The organism is Leisingera daeponensis DSM 23529 (assembly GCF_000473145.1).
Lineage (GTDB): Bacteria > Pseudomonadota > Alphaproteobacteria > Rhodobacterales > Rhodobacteraceae > Leisingera > Leisingera daeponensis.
This window is the reverse complement of the sequence record NZ_KI421500.1, coordinates 536,585-554,216: the sequence shown is the minus strand read 5'-3', so window position 1 is coordinate 554,216 and position 17,632 is coordinate 536,585. Positions and strand designations below refer to the sequence as shown.

At 65.5% G+C, this 17,632-nt stretch carries 18 protein-coding genes; all 18 read left to right on the top strand.

What is annotated here, in order from left to right; all coding sequences use genetic code 11:
* The first annotated feature begins 320 nt into the window (after positions 1-320).
* The 18 genes from DAEP_RS0103080 to DAEP_RS0102995 all read left to right on the top strand — a co-directional run bounded on the left by DAEP_RS0103080 (position 321) and on the right by DAEP_RS0102995 (position 17,580).
* On the top strand, positions 321-1,844 hold the full coding sequence (locus DAEP_RS0103080) for a replicative DNA helicase (protein ID WP_027243645.1): 1,524 nt from the start codon (positions 321-323) through the stop codon (positions 1,842-1,844).
* Positions 1,845-2,039: 195 nt separating this feature from the next.
* Positions 2,040-3,077 carry an alanine racemase gene (gene alr / locus DAEP_RS0103075; RefSeq protein ID WP_027243644.1) on the top strand — a complete coding sequence of 346 codons (1,038 nt, stop codon included), beginning with the start codon at positions 2,040-2,042 and terminating at the stop codon, positions 3,075-3,077.
* Positions 3,074-3,856 carry an MlaE family ABC transporter permease gene (locus tag DAEP_RS0103070; RefSeq protein ID WP_008554671.1) on the top strand — a complete coding sequence of 261 codons (783 nt, stop codon included), beginning with the start codon at positions 3,074-3,076 and terminating at the stop codon, positions 3,854-3,856. The genes alr and DAEP_RS0103070 overlap by 4 nt, the downstream gene beginning before the upstream one ends.
* Positions 3,853-4,599: an ABC transporter ATP-binding protein gene (locus tag DAEP_RS0103065; RefSeq protein WP_008553949.1), complete on the top strand. Its 747-nt coding sequence runs from the start codon at positions 3,853-3,855 to the stop codon at positions 4,597-4,599. Before DAEP_RS0103070 ends, DAEP_RS0103065 begins: the two co-directional genes overlap by 4 nt.
* A gap of 69 nt (positions 4,600-4,668) precedes the next feature.
* The gene (locus DAEP_RS0103060) at positions 4,669-5,037 is read left to right on the top strand and encodes a hypothetical protein (RefSeq protein ID WP_027243643.1); all 369 of its coding nucleotides are present in this window, start codon (positions 4,669-4,671) and stop codon (positions 5,035-5,037) included.
* Positions 5,038-5,197: 160 nt separating this feature from the next.
* Positions 5,198-5,650: a paraquat-inducible protein A gene (locus DAEP_RS0103055; protein ID WP_027243642.1), complete on the top strand. Its 453-nt coding sequence runs from the start codon at positions 5,198-5,200 to the stop codon at positions 5,648-5,650.
* Positions 5,651-5,792: 142 nt separating this feature from the next.
* A complete protein-coding gene (locus tag DAEP_RS0103050; RefSeq protein ID WP_008554647.1) occupies positions 5,793-6,575 on the top strand; it encodes a hypothetical protein in 783 nt (260 codons plus the stop codon).
* Positions 6,576-6,762: 187 nt separating this feature from the next.
* Complete coding sequence (gene radA, locus DAEP_RS0103045; protein ID WP_027243641.1) at positions 6,763-8,124, top strand: DNA repair protein RadA; 1,362 nt, start codon at positions 6,763-6,765, stop codon at positions 8,122-8,124.
* A gap of 42 nt (positions 8,125-8,166) precedes the next feature.
* A complete protein-coding gene (locus DAEP_RS0103040; protein ID WP_008553790.1) occupies positions 8,167-8,721 on the top strand; it encodes a CvpA family protein in 555 nt (184 codons plus the stop codon).
* 385 nt (positions 8,722-9,106) lie between these two features.
* Entirely contained in the window at positions 9,107-9,784 is a 678-nt protein-coding gene (locus DAEP_RS0103035) for a Hint domain-containing protein (RefSeq protein ID WP_027243640.1), read from the top strand.
* A 276-nt stretch (positions 9,785-10,060) separates the two neighbouring features.
* A complete protein-coding gene (locus tag DAEP_RS0103030) occupies positions 10,061-11,461 on the top strand; it encodes a selenium-binding protein SBP56-related protein (RefSeq protein WP_027243639.1) in 1,401 nt (466 codons plus the stop codon).
* 3 nt (positions 11,462-11,464) lie between these two features.
* A complete protein-coding gene (locus tag DAEP_RS0103025; RefSeq protein ID WP_027243638.1) occupies positions 11,465-12,124 on the top strand; it encodes a hypothetical protein in 660 nt (219 codons plus the stop codon).
* 355 nt (positions 12,125-12,479) lie between these two features.
* Positions 12,480-14,000 carry an amidophosphoribosyltransferase gene (gene purF / locus DAEP_RS0103020; RefSeq protein WP_008555576.1) on the top strand — a complete coding sequence of 507 codons (1,521 nt, stop codon included), beginning with the start codon at positions 12,480-12,482 and terminating at the stop codon, positions 13,998-14,000.
* A 114-nt stretch (positions 14,001-14,114) separates the two neighbouring features.
* Positions 14,115-14,702 (top strand): DUF2199 domain-containing protein, encoded by a 588-nt coding sequence (locus DAEP_RS0103015; RefSeq protein ID WP_245595049.1) that lies wholly within the window; start codon positions 14,115-14,117, stop codon positions 14,700-14,702.
* Between the two features lie 160 nt (positions 14,703-14,862).
* The gene (locus DAEP_RS0103010; protein ID WP_027243637.1) at positions 14,863-15,138 is read left to right on the top strand and encodes a hypothetical protein; all 276 of its coding nucleotides are present in this window, start codon (positions 14,863-14,865) and stop codon (positions 15,136-15,138) included.
* A gap of 112 nt (positions 15,139-15,250) precedes the next feature.
* On the top strand, positions 15,251-15,898 hold the full coding sequence (locus tag DAEP_RS0103005) for an SDR family NAD(P)-dependent oxidoreductase (RefSeq protein WP_027243636.1): 648 nt from the start codon (positions 15,251-15,253) through the stop codon (positions 15,896-15,898).
* 231 nt (positions 15,899-16,129) lie between these two features.
* Positions 16,130-16,924 carry a 5'/3'-nucleotidase SurE gene (gene surE, locus DAEP_RS0103000; protein WP_008557109.1) on the top strand — a complete coding sequence of 265 codons (795 nt, stop codon included), beginning with the start codon at positions 16,130-16,132 and terminating at the stop codon, positions 16,922-16,924.
* 8 nt (positions 16,925-16,932) lie between these two features.
* Positions 16,933-17,580 (top strand): protein-L-isoaspartate(D-aspartate) O-methyltransferase, encoded by a 648-nt coding sequence (locus DAEP_RS0102995; protein WP_027243635.1) that lies wholly within the window; start codon positions 16,933-16,935, stop codon positions 17,578-17,580.
* The last annotated feature ends 52 nt before the right edge of the window (positions 17,581-17,632 follow it).

Sequence of the window (17,632 nt, the reverse complement as noted above, 5' to 3'; positions counted from 1 at the left end):
CGCCAGTCCGCCGCCAGGGCCGCCGGCAGGGCCGCAGCAGGCGCGGCACGCGAAGATCCGCTTAACGCGAAGTTAAGCGCTCCCCGGCGGGCTGTGGAAAAGCCCGCCTCGAATCGTTCCCCGCGGCGGCTGATGCGCAGATATGGGGGCCTATCCAAACACGGCCGCATCATGTAGCCTGCATAGGACAGGCTTGCTGGCCCAATGCGGTAAACAGCCCACAGGCCCGGTGCGGATATCCACAGGGAATCCCCAGAGATTCCCAGATAGGCGAATGGCCCCGCGCACCGTATAAGGCGGCCGGAAAGACGAGAGCAGTGATGAACGAGATTACCCCTTTCGACGGCGATATGCCCCCTCCTGCACCGATGCCCGAACCCGCCGCGGCGCAGGCGGCCGCGATGCCGGACAACGAGCTGCCCCATTCGGTGGAGGCGGAACAGCAGCTCTTGGGCGCGATCCTGACCAACAACGAGGTCTACGACAAGATCGCGCTGATCATCGACTCGTCGCATTTCTACGACCCGGTCCATGCCCGCATCTATGAGGTGGCGGCGGCGCGGATCTCCAAGAACGCGCTGGCCTCGCCAGTGACGCTGAAGGCGTTCCTGGAGGACCACGAAGGGCTGAAGGAACTGGGCGGGCCGGCCTATCTGGCCAAGCTCGCCGGCGCGTCGATCTCCGCCTTTGCGGTGCGGGACTATGCGCAGATGATTTACGACCTGGCGATCCGGCGCGAGCTGATCGCCCTGGGCCAGTCGATCTCAGAAAAGGCACGCCGCGTTGACGTGGCATCAGAACCCAAAGAGCAGATCGTTGAGGCAGAGCAGGCGCTTTACCAGCTGGCAGAGCAGGGCCAGACGGAAAGCGGCTTCAAATCTTTCCTGAAGGCCGTCACAGAAGCGGTCAATGTGACCAACGAGGCGTATCAGCGGGGTGGCGGCATGGCCGGCATCTCGACGGGCCTGGTAGACCTCGACAAACAACTTGGCGGCCTGCATCCCTCGGACCTCCTCATCCTCGCAGGCCGCCCCTCTATGGGTAAGACGTCGCTGGCGACCAACATCGCCTTCAACGTCGCCAAGGCATACAAACGCGGGGTGAAACCCGACGGATCGGAAGGCGCGCTGGATGGCGGCGTGGTGGGGTTCTTCAGCCTCGAGATGAGCGCCGAGCAGCTGGCAGGCCGGATCCTGGCGGAAGCGTCGGAAATCTCCTCGCACAAGATCCGCCAGGGCGACATGACCGAAAGCGAATTCCGGCGCTTCGTGCAGGCGGCCAAAGACTTGGAAAGCTGCCCGCTGTTCATTGACGACACGCCCGCGATCCCGATCTCGCAGCTGGCCGCACGGGCGCGGCGCCTGAAGCGGACGCACGGGCTGGACCTTCTGGTGATCGACTATCTGCAGCTCTGCCGCGGCATGTCGGACAACCGGGTCAACGAGATCGCCGAAATCTCGATGGGGATGAAGGCGATTGCCAAGGAATTGCACATTCCGGTGATCGCGCTGTCGCAGCTGTCGCGTCAGGTGGAAAACCGCGAGGACAAGCGTCCGCAGCTCAGCGACCTTCGGGAATCGGGCTCGATCGAACAGGACGCCGACGTGGTGATGTTCGTGTTCCGCGAGGAATACTACAAGGAGCGGGAAAAGCCCGGCGACCACGAGCTGGAGAAGATGGAAGAGTGGAAGCAGGCGATGGAGCGGCTGCACGCCAAGGCCGAAGTCATCGTCGGCAAGCAGCGTCACGGCCCCATCGGCACGGTGGAGCTGTCGTTCGAGGCGCAGTTCACCCGCTTCGGCAACCTCGCCAAGGCCTGGCAGCAAGGCTACGACGAGCACTGATCCCGGCCTCTGCGGCCCGGATCGCGGAATTTCAGCGCTGCTGCCTGCCGGATCCATTCACCGTCAGGCCATCAGCACCAGCCCGGGCCGGCTCCCCCGCCGGACCGGGCTTTTTTGTTTCTTCAAAGGCAAACCTCCGCCGGCATTCCGGTTTTTCCCCCTTGACCTGCGCCCCGCCCATGTCATGAACACCGCATGAGCACGGCAAGATTGACAATCAACCTGGATGCGCTGGTCACCAACTGGCGGAATCTGGATGCGCTGACCAACTGCGAGACAGCCGCGGTGGTCAAGGCGAACGGCTACGGCCTGGATGCAGGCCGGGTGGGCAAGGCGCTGGCCCGGGCGGGCGCGCGCAACTTCTTTGTGGCCGCGGCCGAGGAAGGCGGCGCGCTGCGCCGCGCGCTGGGGCCGGGCCCCGGCATTTCGGTGTTCTCCGGCCATATGGAGGGCGACGCCAAGCTGTTGAAGGATTTCCAGCTGACGCCGATGCTGAACTCGCTGGACCAGATGCTGCGCCATTTCGAGACCCTGCCGGGCCACCCGTTCGGGGTGCAGCTGGACAGCGGCATGAACCGGCTGGGGATGGAGCCGGGCGAATGGGCCGCGGTGGCGGAAATCGCCCTGGGCCAGAACCCGGTACTCCTGATGTCGCATCTGGCCTGCGCCGATGAGCCGGGCCACGGCATGAATGCCCGCCAGCTGCACACCTTCCGCGAGCTGACGGACGGGCTGGACATCCCCCGCTCGCTGGCCGCGACCGGCGGCATGCTGCTGGGCTCCGATTACCACTTCGACCTCTGCCGCCCCGGCATCGGCCTCTATGGCGGGCTGCCGTTCATGGACGCGCTGCCGGTGGTGCAGCTGGACCTGCCTGTGATCCAGGTGCGCGATATGGAGCCAGGCGAAAGCGCCGGTTACGGCAATGCGTGGGTCGCCAAACGCCCCAGCCGCATCGCCACCGTTGCCGCCGGCTATGCCGACGGGCTGCACCGTGCGATGGGCCAGGGCGGCATCCAGGTTTACGCGGGCGACACCCCCTGCCCCGTTGTCGGCCGTGTCTCGATGGATCTGATCACCGTGGATGTCACCGACCTGGCCGAGGTGCCGGACATGCTGGCAATCCTGAACGAACGTCAGACCGTGGACATGCTCGCCGATGCGGCGGGCACCATCGGCTATGAAATCCTGACCTCCTCAGGCCACCGTTCGGCACGGACATATTTGGGATGAATCCAATCGCTCTCCTGGCCCGGCTGGGCCGCACCGCCCTGGCGGGGCTGTCGGCTGTTGGCCGCGCGGCGCTGTTTGCGCTGGGGGCCTTCAGCCATATGCTGCGCCCGCCCTATTACCCGCGGGAAGTGCTGAATTCGCTGCTGAACATCGGCTGGCTGTCGCTGCCGGTGGTCGGCCTGACCGCGATTTTCACCGGCGGCGCGCTGGCGCTGCAGATCTATGCCGGCGGCGCCCGCTTCAACGCCGAAGCCGTGGTGCCGCAGATCGTCGCCATCGGCATGGTACGCGAGCTGGGTCCGGTGCTGGTCGGGCTGATGATCGCGGCGCGCGTCACCTCCTCCATCGCCGCCGAGATCGCCACCATGAAGGTGACCGAGCAGATCGACGCGCTGGTGACGCTGTCCACCCATCCGATGAAGTACCTGGTCGCGCCCCGCGTGCTGGCAGCGCTGATCACGGTGCCGGTGCTGGTCGGCATCGGCGACATCATCGGCATCATGGGCGGCTATACGGTGGCGGTGCAGAACCTCGGCTTCAACGCTGCCGCCTACCTCAAGAACACGGTCGACTTCCTGGAGCCGCTCGACATCATCTCCTCGCTGGTCAAGGGCGCCGCCTTTGGCACCATCGCGGCGATGATGGGCTGCTACTACGGCATGCAGTCGGGCCGCGGCGCACAGGGCGTGGGCCGCGCCACCAAGGGGTCGGTGGAAGCCGCCGCGGTGCTGATCCTGGCCGCCAACTTTGTCCTGACAGGGGTGTTCTTCTCGCTATGATCCGCATGGAAAATGTCCATAAGGCCTTTGGCGACAACCGCGTCCTGAATGGCATGAACCTGGAGATCGCCAAGGGCACCTCGATGGTGATCATCGGCGGCTCCGGCACCGGCAAATCGGTGGCGCTGAAAAGCATCCTGGGGCTGATCAAGCCGGACTCGGGTCAGATCTATGTCGATGGCAAGCCCGCCGACTCCGGCGACCGCGACAAGTTCCTGGCGCGCTTTGGCATGCTGTTCCAGGGCGGCGCGCTGTTTGACAGCCTGCCGGTCTGGCAGAACGTGGCCTTCCGGCTCTTGCGCGGCACGCTGAAGCGCCCGGCGGAGGAAGCGCGCGCCATCGCCATCGAAAAGCTGCGCCGCGTGGGCCTGAAGGCCAATGTGGCCGACCTCTTTCCGTCAGAGCTGTCGGGCGGGATGCAGAAGCGCGTGGGCCTCGCCCGCGCCATTGCGGCGGAGCCGGAGATCATCTTTTTCGATGAGCCGACCACCGGGCTGGACCCGATCATGTCCGGTGTGATCAACGACCTGATCCGCGAGATCGTGGTGGAGATGGGCGCAACCGCAATGACCATCACCCACGACATGACCTCGGTGCGCGCCATTGCCGACAATGTGGCGATGCTGCACGGCGGGGTGATCCAATGGACCGGCCCCGTCGCGGAGATGGACCATTCGGGCGACCCCTATCTCGACCAGTTCATCCACGGCCGCGCCGAGGGGCCGATCGAGGCGGTGCGGTGAGGCATGGCTGAGGAGTGCCTTCCGCTTCATAACCTTCTTGGCTCCGGCCCGAGCCCTTATGCGGTTGCGATGTCCTACATCATCCTGGCCCTGCCTGTTGCCGCCGGCCTTTCCCTGATTGCAAAGCGGCTGAACGGGCAAGCCTCGCCCCGCATCGCAATCGGGATCGCCTCTGCACTTCTCTGGTCCGGCCTGCTGGCGACAAACTGGGTATCGCCCGGGTTCAGCAGCCGGCTCCTGCCGCAAGGCCTGAACACATTGGTTTTTGTGCTGTTGTTCGCCAGCACCATGCTTGACTGGACCGTCCAGGCGTTTCGCAGCAAGCTGCGCCCGCGCCTGAATGATGCATTTGTCCTCCTCCTCATTGCCGCCCTGCCCGCAATGGGTTACGCCGCGTCCAACTCTGCAAGACCGGTATGCGAAGACAGCTTCCAGTAAGAAGCCTTGTCCCCCTTTTCACCTTCTCCAAATACTCCCGCCGGAGGCTTCCTTCACAAGGCCGCAGAAGCCTCAGCAGGAAAGGTTCTCGCCGTTTTCCCCCTTTCAATCACGGCACAGAAGGCCCAAGTCTTGGCGGACCCGCAGAAAACGAGCCGCTATGATCCTCCGCTTCCTCACCCTGTCGCTCCTGATCCTCTACCCCGTCGCCTGGTTCGCGCCCTTGATGCGGGCGGGGCTGCTGCCGATTTTCGGCCTCAGCGAGATATCGGTGATCACCGGGCTGCAGAGCCTTTGGGGCAGCGACGCGGTGCTGGCGCTGATCGTCACCTTCTTTGCGATCTTCGCCCCCTACCTCAAGACCATCGGCCTGGCGCTGGTGCAGTGGAACCTGCTGGACGCGCGGCTGAAGCCGGTGCTGCATGTGCTGGGCAAGCTGGCGATGGCCGATGTGTTCCTGATCGCGCTCTATATCACCCTCGCCAAGGGCATTGGCCTCGCCACCATCGAGACGGCCTGGGGCCTTTACCTGTTCACCGGCTGCATCCTCGCCTCGCTGGTGCTGGGCATGGCAAATGCGCCGCAGGCGTTCAGGAATAAGATCAGCGGATAGTTGCCTAAAATTTGATTCTTGTGCAACATTTTGCCGATGAACCGCGTTGTTGTGTTCCGAGGGTGCCGCCGTGGACGGCCTGACAAGGCCACCCCCCCTGCCACCGGCCCCCGGGTGGTTTCGGTATTATGGAGGGGTATTCATGTCCGCCGTTCACACTGTCCTTTTCAAATCCCAGGCGCTGTTCCTGCGCCTCACGTTTGCGCTGATCTGCGTTGCCGCGCTCGGCGCGGTCTTGGCGACGGCGCTGTCTGCCGCCGGCGTCTGGCCCTGGCTGACGCTGCAGGCGGGGCTGGACGGGACCTATTATCCGCAGGCCGGCATGGTGGCGCAGATCACGCTGACCGCGCTGGTGCTGATGCTGGCGTTTTTCCTGCCGGCAAACGGCCGCATGCTGGCGCTGGAGAATTCGCACCGGAAATTCAGCGTGCAGATGGAGGATGTGGCCCGCGCCTACCACACCGCCCACGCCGGCGACCGCAAGGGGCTGTTCACCGCCCGCTCCGAATTCGACGCGGTGAAGGAACGGCTCGCCTTCATGCGCAACCACCCGGATCTGGGCGAGCTGGAGCCGGAAGTGCTGGAGCTGGCGGCGCAGATGAGCCAGGTCAGCCAGGATTTGGCCAGCACCTATTCGGACGCCAATGTCGAGCGTGCCCGCACGTTTCTGAAGCAGCGGCAGGAGGAACTGGATACCTTCCAGGCCCGGCTGGAGGATGCCAAGATGGTGATGCACGAGCTGCGCCAGTGGACCCGCGACGTGGAAATCGAGGAATCGCTGGCAAAGTCGCACCTGGGCCGCCTGCGCGAGGAGCTGTTCGAGCTGTTGCCGGAACTGTCGGCGCAGCTGCAAAGCCCGCCGGACGGCACCGACCCCGAAACCGGCAGCGTGGTGGCGATGAAGCCGCCGCGGCGCGCCGACTGACCGGGGTGCGGGGGCGCTGCCCCCGGCCCTCACGGGCCTCCCCCGGGATATTTTCAGCCAGATGAGGACCGGATCCTTCATTCATCTGGCCCTAAATATCCCGGAGCGCGAGGCAGAGCCTCGCATCCTCAGGTGCAGCACGCGCAGCCCCCTTGAACAAAACAGAAACATCTGCCACTGATCCGGCATGGCAAAAACAACTTTCTCCTGCTCGGCCTGCGGGGCCAGCTTTTCCAAATGGTCGGGCCGCTGCGAAGGCTGCGGCGACTGGAACACCATCAGCGAAGATCAGGGGCTGTCCTCCGGCCCCGCCAAGAAGTCCTTGGGGGTCAAGCGCGGCCGCACCATTCAGCTGACGGATCTGTCGGCGCGGGAGACGCCGCCGCCGCGCACCTGCTGCGGCGCGGGAGAGCTGGACCGGGTGCTGGGCGGCGGGCTGGTTCCGGCCTCGGCGATCCTGGTGGGCGGCGATCCGGGCATCGGCAAATCCACCCTCTTGCTGCAGGCGGCGGCGCGGTTTGCCCATGCGGGGCTCAAGACCGTCTATGTCAGCGGCGAGGAAGCCTCGGCCCAGGTGCGGATGCGGGCGCAGCGGCTGGGGCTGGCAGATGCGCCGGTGAAGCTGGCTGCGGAGACCAACCTGCGCGACATCCTGACGACGCTGGAAGCAGAGAAGCCGCAGCTGGCGATCATCGACTCGATCCAGACCATGTGGGCCGATCACGTGGACAGCGCGCCCGGGTCCGTCAGCCAGGTGCGCGCGGCGGCGCATGAGCTGACCACCTTTGCCAAGCGCAACGGGGTGTCGGTGATCATGGTGGGCCATGTCACCAAGGACGGCCAGATCGCAGGCCCCCGGGTGGTCGAGCATATGGTCGACACGGTGCTGTATTTCGAGGGCGAGCGCGGCCACCAGTTCCGCATCCTGCGCGCAGTCAAGAACCGCTTCGGCCCGGCCGATGAGATCGGGGTGTTCGAGATGACCGGCGGCGGGCTGGCGGAAGTGGTGAACCCCTCTGCCCTGTTCCTGTCCGAACGCGGCGAGCCCAGCCCCGGATCGGTGGTGTTTGCGGGCATCGAGGGCACCCGGCCGGTCCTGGTCGAGCTGCAGGCACTGATTGCGCCCTCGCCGCATTCGCAGCCGCGCCGGGCGGTGGTCGGCTGGGATTCATCGCGGCTGGCGATGATCCTCGCCGTTCTGGAGGCGCGCTGCGGCATTCCGTTTGCCGGGCTGGATGTCTACCTGAACGTGGCGGGCGGCATGAAGATTTCCGAACCGGCCGCCGACCTGGCGGTGGCGGCGGCGCTGCTGAGTGCGCGGGAAGACGTCGCTTTGCCCGCCGATACCGCGGTTTTCGGAGAAATTTCGCTATCCGGGGCCCTGCGCCCGGCGCCGCAGACGGAAAACCGGTTGAAAGAGGCGCAAAAACTTGGTTTCACGGCGGCGATTGCCCCAAGCGGCAGCAAAACCGTGTCCGTGAAAGGCCTGAACTTGCGAAAGTCCAGCGACCTGGCCGGTTTTGTTGGCGAATTCTTCGGGGCCGGCTAAAGTCGCAAAAAATTTGATACCGCAGGTAAACGGGCGAGGGACATGGAAGGTTTCACAATCATTGACGGGGTCGTGGCCCTGGTCATCGTCGTATCGGCGCTGCTGGCCTATTCGCGCGGGTTCGTGCGCGAGGCCATGGCCATCGCCGGCTGGATTGCCGCCGGCATCCTCGCCTTCATCTTTGCGCCGCAGGTCGAGCCGCTGATGGCGGAGATCCCGGTGATCGGCGAATTCATCGCCGACAGCTGCGAGTTGTCGATCATCGCTGCCTTTGCCGCGGTGTTCGCGCTGGCGCTGATCGTGGTCTCCTTCTTCACGCCGCTGTTCTCGACCCTGGTGCAGCGCTCGGCGCTTGGCGGGGTGGACCAGGGCGCAGGCTTCTTCTTCGGGGTGCTGCGCGGCATCCTCCTGGTGGCGATTGCCTTCTTCCTCTATGCGGTGGTGATGACCGGGCAGAGCTTTACCGTGGTTGACGAAAGCCGCTCCGCGGTGGTGTTTGAGCGCATGATCGGCAAGATCGAGGAGCGCAATCCGGAGCAGGCCCTGGGCTGGGTCACCCAGCAGTACGAGGCGCTGATCGGCAGCTGCGGGCAGTAAAGCCAACAGTACATTTCGGGACAGATCCGAACGGGCGCCGCACAGGCGCCCGTTTTTCTTTTCTTTCAAAGCGTTCACACAGTTATCCACAGAGTCATCACCGTAATTATTAACAGCGCAACCTTGCGTTAATACCTTGTTAACCAACAAGAATCGCGATTCGAGCGTCTCGCGCGCCGAGCGTTGACCGAGCGTCAATCCTTAACAAATCCTCAGGCTGCACCGTCAAAAGGTTAACAATGCCGGGTAAAACCGCGCTTTTGTCCCCAAAAATCCGCCGCATCCCGGAAGGGGCCGCACCCCTGCCCCAATTTGGTCCCAATTCGGGGGCCTGATGGCTTCAACGGCAAGACGCCGGGCCAAGGACGCTCAGAAGGGACACAAAATGCAGCTGGATCACACCACAGATTTCGCCGATTTCCTGCCGGTTGATATGCTGCTGAACACTCCCCTGCCGCAGTCCTGCAAACCCGCGCCGAAGCGTGCCCGCATCCGCAGCGGCGGCTTTCTGCCCGCCACCCTGGTGGAGACGGAAGAAGGGTTCAAGCAGGCCCGCGACATCAAGCCCGGCGACATGGTGTTCACCTTTGACGGCGGCGCCCAGGAAGTGAAAGCGGTGCGCCATGCCGTGCCGCGCCTGACCACCTGCATGCATGTCCCCGCCGGCGCCCTGGGCAATGACACCGATCTGATGCTGCCCTCCGACCAGAAAGTGGCGCTGGAGATGGACACCGCCGAGCGCCTGTTCGGGCTGCCGGTTGTGGTCACCAAGCTGATCGCCCTGGCCGGCTACAGGGGCATCACCGCCGCGGCGCCCGAGCGTCTGGGCCGGATCCATTTCGAATTCGCGGAAGAAGAGCTGGTCTGGGCCGAAAGCGGCATGCTGCTGCCCGCCGGCGATGACTCTGAAGGCTCTGCCTTTCACCATCTGTCGCTGACCGAAACCCGCCAGGTTCTGGCAAGCGATGAGGGCCGTGCCCTTGCGGACACCGGCATGGGCGCGGAAGACGCCCGCCTGCCTGCGCCGCTGGACAACCTGCTGGACCGCATTCTGGCAGCCTGACCGCCAACCGTTTTTCCCTCCCCCACCTTCGGCCCGCCCTTGTGCGGGCCTTTCCTTTTGCCGCTGCGGCCATCCGGCTGGAGGGAACACGGGTCCGCCGCGCCTCCCGCGGACAGGCGAAAAGCGCGTTATACGACCGCCTTGGCAGAACAAACGTTCCGCCCGGACGCGTGTTTCAAAAAAATTTGCCCGAAATCCGGATGTGTGCCAGCATCGCCCCGGGCGCAGCGAGAAGACCAAAATTTCAGGCGCCTGTTTTCCAGGGAGGATTTGACGATGAACTTGAGGCCTGACCCCACTTTTCATGCCACCCCCAGGCTTGCCATGGAGGCCCCGGCGGAAACGCTGGCCTTTACCCTGATGCTGAGCCCCGACGGCTCCCAGCCCGACGGGCTGGCGGTGGTCGATGTCGACCCGAAGTCCGACAGCTATGGCGAGATCGTGCATCAACTGATCATGCCCAACAAGGGCGACGAATTTCACCACTTCGGCTGGAACGCCTGCTCCTCGTCGCTGTCGCCGCTGTCCGGCCACGCGTTTCTGGAGCGGCGCTATCTGATCATTCCCGGCATCCGCTCCAGCCGGATCTATGTGGTCGACGTGAAGGAGCCGCGCGCGGCGAAGATCCACAAGATCATCGAACCCGAGGAGGTTTTTGCCAAGACCGGCTATTCGCGCCCGCACACCATCCACTGCGGCCCCGAAGGCATCTATGTGTCCACCCTGGGCGGCGGCGGCGAGGATGGCACCGACGGCCCCCCGGGCATCTTCATCATGGATTGCGAGACCTTCGAGATCCTGGGCCGCTACGAGATGGACCGCGGCAAGCAGGACAAGCATTATGATTTCTGGTGGAACCTGCCGCGCGACTACATGGTGAGTTCGGAATGGGGCCTGCCGCCGCAGTTCGAGAACGGCATCGTGGCGGAGGATCTGCTGAGCAACAAATACGGCCACTCGATCCATTTCTGGAACCTGCGCCAGCGCAAGAACGTGCAGACCATCGACCTCGGCGAAAACCACCAGATGGCGCTGGAGATCCGGCCCGCGCATGATCCCTCCAAGGATTACGGGTTTTGCGGCGTTGTGGTCGACACCACCAACCTGCAGGGCGCGATCTTCACCTGGTGGCAGCAGGCCGACGGCAGCTTTGAGGCCAAGAAGACCATCACCATCGACCCGCGGCCCGAGAAGCCGGAAAACCTGCCGCCGCTGTTGCAGGGGTTCGAGGCGGTGCCGCCCCTGGTCACCGATATCGACCTGAGCCTGGATGACAGGTTCCTGTACGTGGCCTGCTGGGGCCTGGGTGAGATGCATCAGTATGATGTCTCTGACCCGATGAACCCCAAGCTGGCCGGCAAGGTGGAGATCGGCGGGATTGCGCGGGGCACCAAGCATCCCAACGGCAAGGACTTTGCCTATGGCCCGCAGATGGTGGAGATCAGCCGCGACGGCAAGCGGGTCTACTGGACCAACTCGCTCTATTCCACCTGGGATGACCAGTTCTATCCGGACGCCGAGGGCGGCCAGATGGTGATGGCCAATGCCGGTGAAAACGGCGGGCTGGAGCTGGACAAGGACTTCTATGTGGAGTTCCCCAAGGGCTACCGCAGCCACCAGATCCGGCTGGAGGGCGGCGACTGCTCCACCGACAGCTTCTGCTACCCCTCCGCCTGACGCGTGGCAGAGATCAGCACGGCGGCGGCCCTGTGGGGGGCCGTTGCCGCCTCTGGCGTGTATCACGGCGTGAACCCCGGCATGGGCTGGCCCTTGGCGGTGTCAGCCGCGCTGATGGACCGGAAGCAGGGCAGCCTGTGGCGGGCGCTGGCGGCGCTGGCGGCCGGGCACCTCTTGGCGATGGCGGCGATCCTGTTTCCGTTCTCGGCGCTGCTGGTGCTGGCTGAGTGGCATCGCGAGATCCAGACCGGGGCCGCCTGCCTGGTGATTGCCCTGGGCCTCTATTTGCTGTGGAACCGCCGCCACCCGCGGTTCCTGGCGCGGGTGCCGCCGTCGCGGCTGGTGCTGTGGTCGTTCCTGGCGGCGATGGCGCATGGCGCGGGGCTGATGCTGGTGCCGATCTACCTCGGGATCTGCCGCACGGTTGAGACGGATGCAGGCCACGCCGCCGCGGGCACGCTGATCACCGGCAACGCGGGTATCGCGGCGCTGGTGGCGCTGCTCCATACCGCTGCGATGACCGCCGCGGGCGGCGCGCTGGCCTATGGGATCTACCGCTGGGTGGGGCTGAAATTCCTGTCCAAGGGGTGGTTCAACCTGGATCTGGTCTGGGCGCTGAGCCTGGTGCTGGTCGGGTCCGTTTCGCTGCTGACGCTGCACTGACGGCAGGGGCGCTGACCCGCTGCCGCCGCAGTGCAGCGGAGAAGTGTGATCCTTTGATGACAGCAGGGGCGAAAGCCACTATGTGAGGGCGCGAACAGGAAACGGATTCGGAGCCTCACCGCCTTGCCGCTGCTGCCCGCCTGCCTTTGTGGACCTGACCTGCCGCGCCCGGCGCCGGGGTCTGCTGCCGCAATCGGCCCTCAGGCCGGCGGCCGGGCCCGCGCCCAGGCACCGGGCCGGAGTGCGGCCAGGGCAGCCGGATTGGCGCCCCGGCGCACAAATGCGCTAGACTGCCGGCACCACCGCTTCCAGCATCAACCGAACAGCAAAGCCTAAGTGGGATTGGAGCCAGCCTATGTGCGGGATTTTGGGGATCGCAAGCCGGGACACGGATGTCTTTGCGGAAATTTATGACGGGCTCTTGATGCTGCAGCACCGCGGCCAGGACGCCTCGGGCATCGTGACCTACACCGGCGAGTTCTTCCGCGAGCGCAAGGAAAACGGGCTGGTCAAGGATGTGTTCGGCCCCGCAGACGCCGAAACCCTGACCGGCCGCATCGGCATGGGCCACGTCCGCTATCCCACTGCGGGCTCGCTCAGCGCTACCGAGGCGCAGCCGTTTTTCGTCAACGCGCCCTACGGCATCTACCTGGTTCACAACGGCAATATCACCAACACCGCCGAGCAGCGCGAGAAGGTGACTGGCAAATACAGCCGCCACCTGCGCACCACTTCGGATTCGGAAATCCTGCTGAACGTGCTGGCCGACAAGGTCGCCGACGCGATCAAGGTAAACGGCAATGCCGACCCGGTCCGCAACATCCTGGCCGGCGTCAAGATGACCATGGAGCGGGTGCAGGGCGCCTATTCCGTGCTGTGCCTGATTGCCGGCGTCGGGATGCTGGCCTTCCGCGACCCGCATGGCATCCGGCCCCTGTCGATGGCCGCGCGTCCGGCGGCGGACGGCGGCACCGATTACGCCTTTGCCTCCGAAGACGTGGCCTTTGGCATCAACGGCTTCAAGAAAACCCGCGACGTCAAGCCGGGCGAGGCGATCCTGGTCGACCTGGAGGGCAACCTGCATGAGTTCCAGGCGGTCGAGGGCAAGCTGACGCCCTGCATCTTCGAATATGTCTACCTGGCCCGCCCCGACTCGATGATGGACGGGGTGTCGGTCTACAAGACCCAGCTGCGCATGGGCCAGGCGCTGGCCAAGCAGATCGAGGAGTCGGGGCTGGAGATCGACAGCATCATCCCGGTACCCGATTCGGCCCGCCCCGTGGCGCTCGAAGTCGCCAATGCCACCGGCATCCGCTACCGCGAAGGGCTGGTGAAGAACCGCTATGTGGGCCGCACCTTCATCATGCCCGGCCAGGCCGAGCGGCAGAAATCGGTGCGCCGCAAGCTCAACGCGATCCCGCTGGAGTTCAAGGGCCTGAACGTGCTGCTGATCGACGATTCAATCGTGCGCGGCAACACCATCAAGAAGATCGTGCAGATGTGCCGCGAAGCGGGTGCCAAGAAGGTCTATGTCGCCTCCGCCTCGCCGCCGGTGAAGTACCCCAACGTCTATGGCATCGACATGCCGACCAAGCACGAGCTGATCGCAAACGGCCTCAGCATCGAGGAAATCCGCGACGAGCTGGGCGCGGACGCGCTGTTTTACCAGAACCTCGACGACCTGATCTGGGCCGCCAAGGAGGGCAACCCGGACATCGAGCAGTTCGACTGCTCCTGCTTTGACGGCAACTATGTCACCGGCGTCACCAGCGAGTACCTGAACGCGCTGGAAAGCAGCAGCCGGGTCAGCGCCAAGATCCAGGACATGCCGGTGCCCGGCGCCTCCTGGAACGCCCCCAACCTGGCCTCTGGCTGACCCCGCCCCGCCCCCCTCGCGGAAAGGGGGGTTTGAACTTCCGGCCGCATCCGCGTATGAGGGCCGCGACCACTGCATGGACAAGGCGCTGGCCGTGATGGCCCGCGCCTTTTTATGCTTCAGACGAAAGGCCGCCTCTTGGACGCGCATCTTGCCCGTATGCTGACCTCTCCGCGCCAGTGCCGCTGCTGCGGCGCCACTTTTGCGCAACTGCTGAGCCTCAGCTGCGACCGGCCCGATATCTGCTCCGAGGATATGGAGGTAGAGGACAACTCCGCCGTCCTTGCCACCCGCGGCGATATCCTGACCGAAGACTTCTGCCGCCTGGGCGATCTGCGCTTTGTCCGCGCGGTGCTGGCGATCCCGCTGCCCGGCAGCCGCGGCGAGGAGTTTCTGCTGGGCACCTGGGCCAGCCTCAGCCGCGACGATTTCGACGCCTATCTCGACCTGTTCGAGATGCGCGAGACGGAAAAGCTGGGCGACCGCCCGGCCTGGCTGGCCAATGCGATCCCGCCGGATATGCCGATGCCCGCGGGCTGCGTTCTGGAAATGCGGCCGGAGGGCCAGTATCCGGAACTGAAGGTCACCGAGCAGAACCATCCGCTCTATCCGCTGCAAAAGGACGGCGCCGAGCTGGAGGAGCTTCTGGAGCTGCTCTATGCCTATGGCCACGACCTGCCGTCGCTGGTTTTCGACGCCTGACAGGGCATTTCGGCGCAGGCAGGTGCGGCCGGCTGCGGCGGCGGGCTTCCACCGATTGCACCCCCGCCGGTCCGCGGCTTCCCGCCGAGCCGCGCGGCGGCTGGTTGAACCGGCCCTGCCGATTGGCCAGATACGCCCTGACACATCGGGGAAGAAAAACATGGCAAACGCAGAAACGGCGGGCCGCACACCCGCCAAGGTGGCCGGACTGGCCACCCAAGGCAATGCAGTCAACCGCAACCGGCTGAACCTTCTGGGCATCTACGGCCCCGAGAACAGCCTGACCGCGCTGGTGCGCCTGCCCAACGGCCGCACCAAGACCGTAACCCGCGGCACCCGCCTGTCCTCGCTGGGCCAGGTGGTGGCAATCGACGCCGAGGGTCTGGTGCTGAGCTCCAACGGCGAGACAAAACGCCTGCCGATGCCCGGCAGCTGAGCGCGGGAGCGCCGCAAATTTCTTCGAAGAAATTTGCCAAGAATTTTCGAAAATTCTTGCCCCGGGCCGCTGCCTCTTGACCTGCCTTCGCCCGCGGCCCAAGAAGGCGCCCATGACAGACAAAATCGCTCTCATCACCGGCGCATCCCGCGGCCTGGGCAGCGCCCTGGCCGAGGCGCTTGCGCCCACCCATCACATTGTCGCCGTGGCGCGCACCACCGGCGCGCTGGAAGAGCTGGACGACCGCATCAAGGCCGCGGGCGGCAGCGCCACCCTGGCGCCGATGGACATCACCGTGCCGGAGGCGATGGCAACGCTGTGCCGCGGCATCCATGACCGCTGGGGCAAGCTGGACCTGTGGCTGCACACCGCGATCCATGCCACCGCGCTGTGCCCGGCGCCCTCCGTTGCGGCCAAGGACTGGACCAAGGCGGTCGCGATCAACGCCACTGCCACCTCGGTGCTGATCCCCTATGTTGCGCCCTTGCTGGGCCGGACGGGGCGCGCAGTGTTCTTTGACGACCCCAAGGCGGGCGAGAAGTTCTATGGCACCTATGGCGCCACCAAGGCCGCGCAGATGGCGCTGGCCCGCAGCTGGCAGGCGGAAACCGAACGCACCGGCCCCAAGGTGCGCATTCTGGAGCCGCAGCCGATGGCCACCGCCCTGCGCGCCCGCTTCCACCCCGGCGAGGACCGCGCGGCGCTGACCCCGATCCAGGACGAGGCCGCGCGCCTGCTGCCGCAGATCCTGGCAGACTGAGACCCGAAACCGGCCCCGCGCCGCGCCTTGGCGCGGCGCCCGGCCCAACGCCTGGGACGGCATCTGTGATGCAGGCCCAGGGGGCGGGAGCCCCGCTCCGGGCAGCCCCGCCTGTTGCCTCCCTGCCCCGCTTTGCGGCGGATGCCGCTTCCCTCTGCGAAAACCTTGCCCCCTTCCGGCGCAGGTCCTATTCAATCGAAAACCCGGTTGAAGACGGCAGGCAGACACCCCATGCGCATTCTGATCACCAATGACGACGGCATCAGCGCCGAAGGGCTCACCATCCTGGAGGCCATCGCCCATGAGGTTGCAGGCCCGGAAGGCGAAGTCTGGACCGTGGCGCCGGCCTTTGAGCAATCCGGCGTCGCCCATTGCATCAGCTACACCCGCCCCACCATGCTCAGCCAGCTGAGCGAGCGCCGCTTTGCCGCCGAAGGCTCCCCTGCGGACTGCGTGCTGGCGGGACTGCACGTGGTGATGCACGGCCAAAGGCCCGACCTGGTGCTGTCCGGCGTGAACCGCGGCAACAACTCGGCGGAAAACGCGCTCTATTCCGGCACCCTGGGCGGCGCGATGGAGGCCGCTTTGCAGGGCATCCCGGCAATGGCGCTGTCGCAGTATTACGGGCCTGCCAACCGGGAGACCGGCAATCCGTTTGAAGCCGCCGCCGTGCATGGCGCCGCCCTGATCAAGAAGATCCTGGCCGCCCAGCCGCAGGATGCACAGGATTACCGGCTGTTTTACAACATCAATTTCCCGCCGGTCCCGGCTGCGGAGGTCAAGGGCACCCGGGTTGCGCCGCAGGGCTGGCGCCCCGGCTGCCATTTCTCGGCCGAGGAGCAGCTGTCGCCCACCGGGCGCCGCTACCTGTGGATCCGCGGCGGCAACCAGCATGTCGAGGCCACGCCCGGCTCGGATGCTGCGGTCAACCTGGACGGCTACATCTCCGTTACCCCGATGCGCGCCGACCTGACCGCGGGCGATGCGCTGGATGCGCTGAAGGCGGTCGAATGGACGGGCGAGTGAGCGCGGCTATGAGCGGACCCGATCCGGAAACCAAGATGCAGTTCCTCTACTCCGTGCGCTCGCGCGGGGTGACCGACCAGAAGGTGCTGGAGGCGATCGAGGAAATCGACCGCGGCCTGTTCGTGCGCGGCATCTTCTCGGAGCGCGCCTATGAAGACGTGCCGCTGCCGATTGCCTGCGGCCAGACCATTTCGCAGCCTTCGGTGGTGGGGATGATGACCCAGGCGCTGCAGCTGTCGCAGCGCGACACCGTGCTGGAGGTGGGCACCGGCTCCGGCTATCAGGCGGCGATCCTGTCCAAGCTGGCGCGCCGGGTCTACACCATCGACCGCCACGCCCGGCTGGTGCGCGAGGCGCGGTCCGTGTTCGACCGCCTGCGGCTCGCCAATGTGACCTCGCTGGTCGGCGATGGCAGCCACGGGCTGCCGGACCAGGCGCCGTTCGACCGCATCATCGTGACAGCCGCCGCAGAGGACCCGCCCGGGCCGCTTCTGGCGCAGCTCAAGACCGGCGGCATCATGGTGCTGCCGGTGGGCCAGTCGGACCATGTGCAGACCCTGATCCGGGTGCGCAAAACCGAAGACGGGCTCGAGTATGACGAGCTGCGCCCGGTGCGCTTCGTGCCGCTGCTTGAAGGGCTGGGCAAGGACAGCTAGGTCCGCGGCCGCAATTGCGCAAGCTGCGTTTGATATTCCTGCGCTGGCCCCG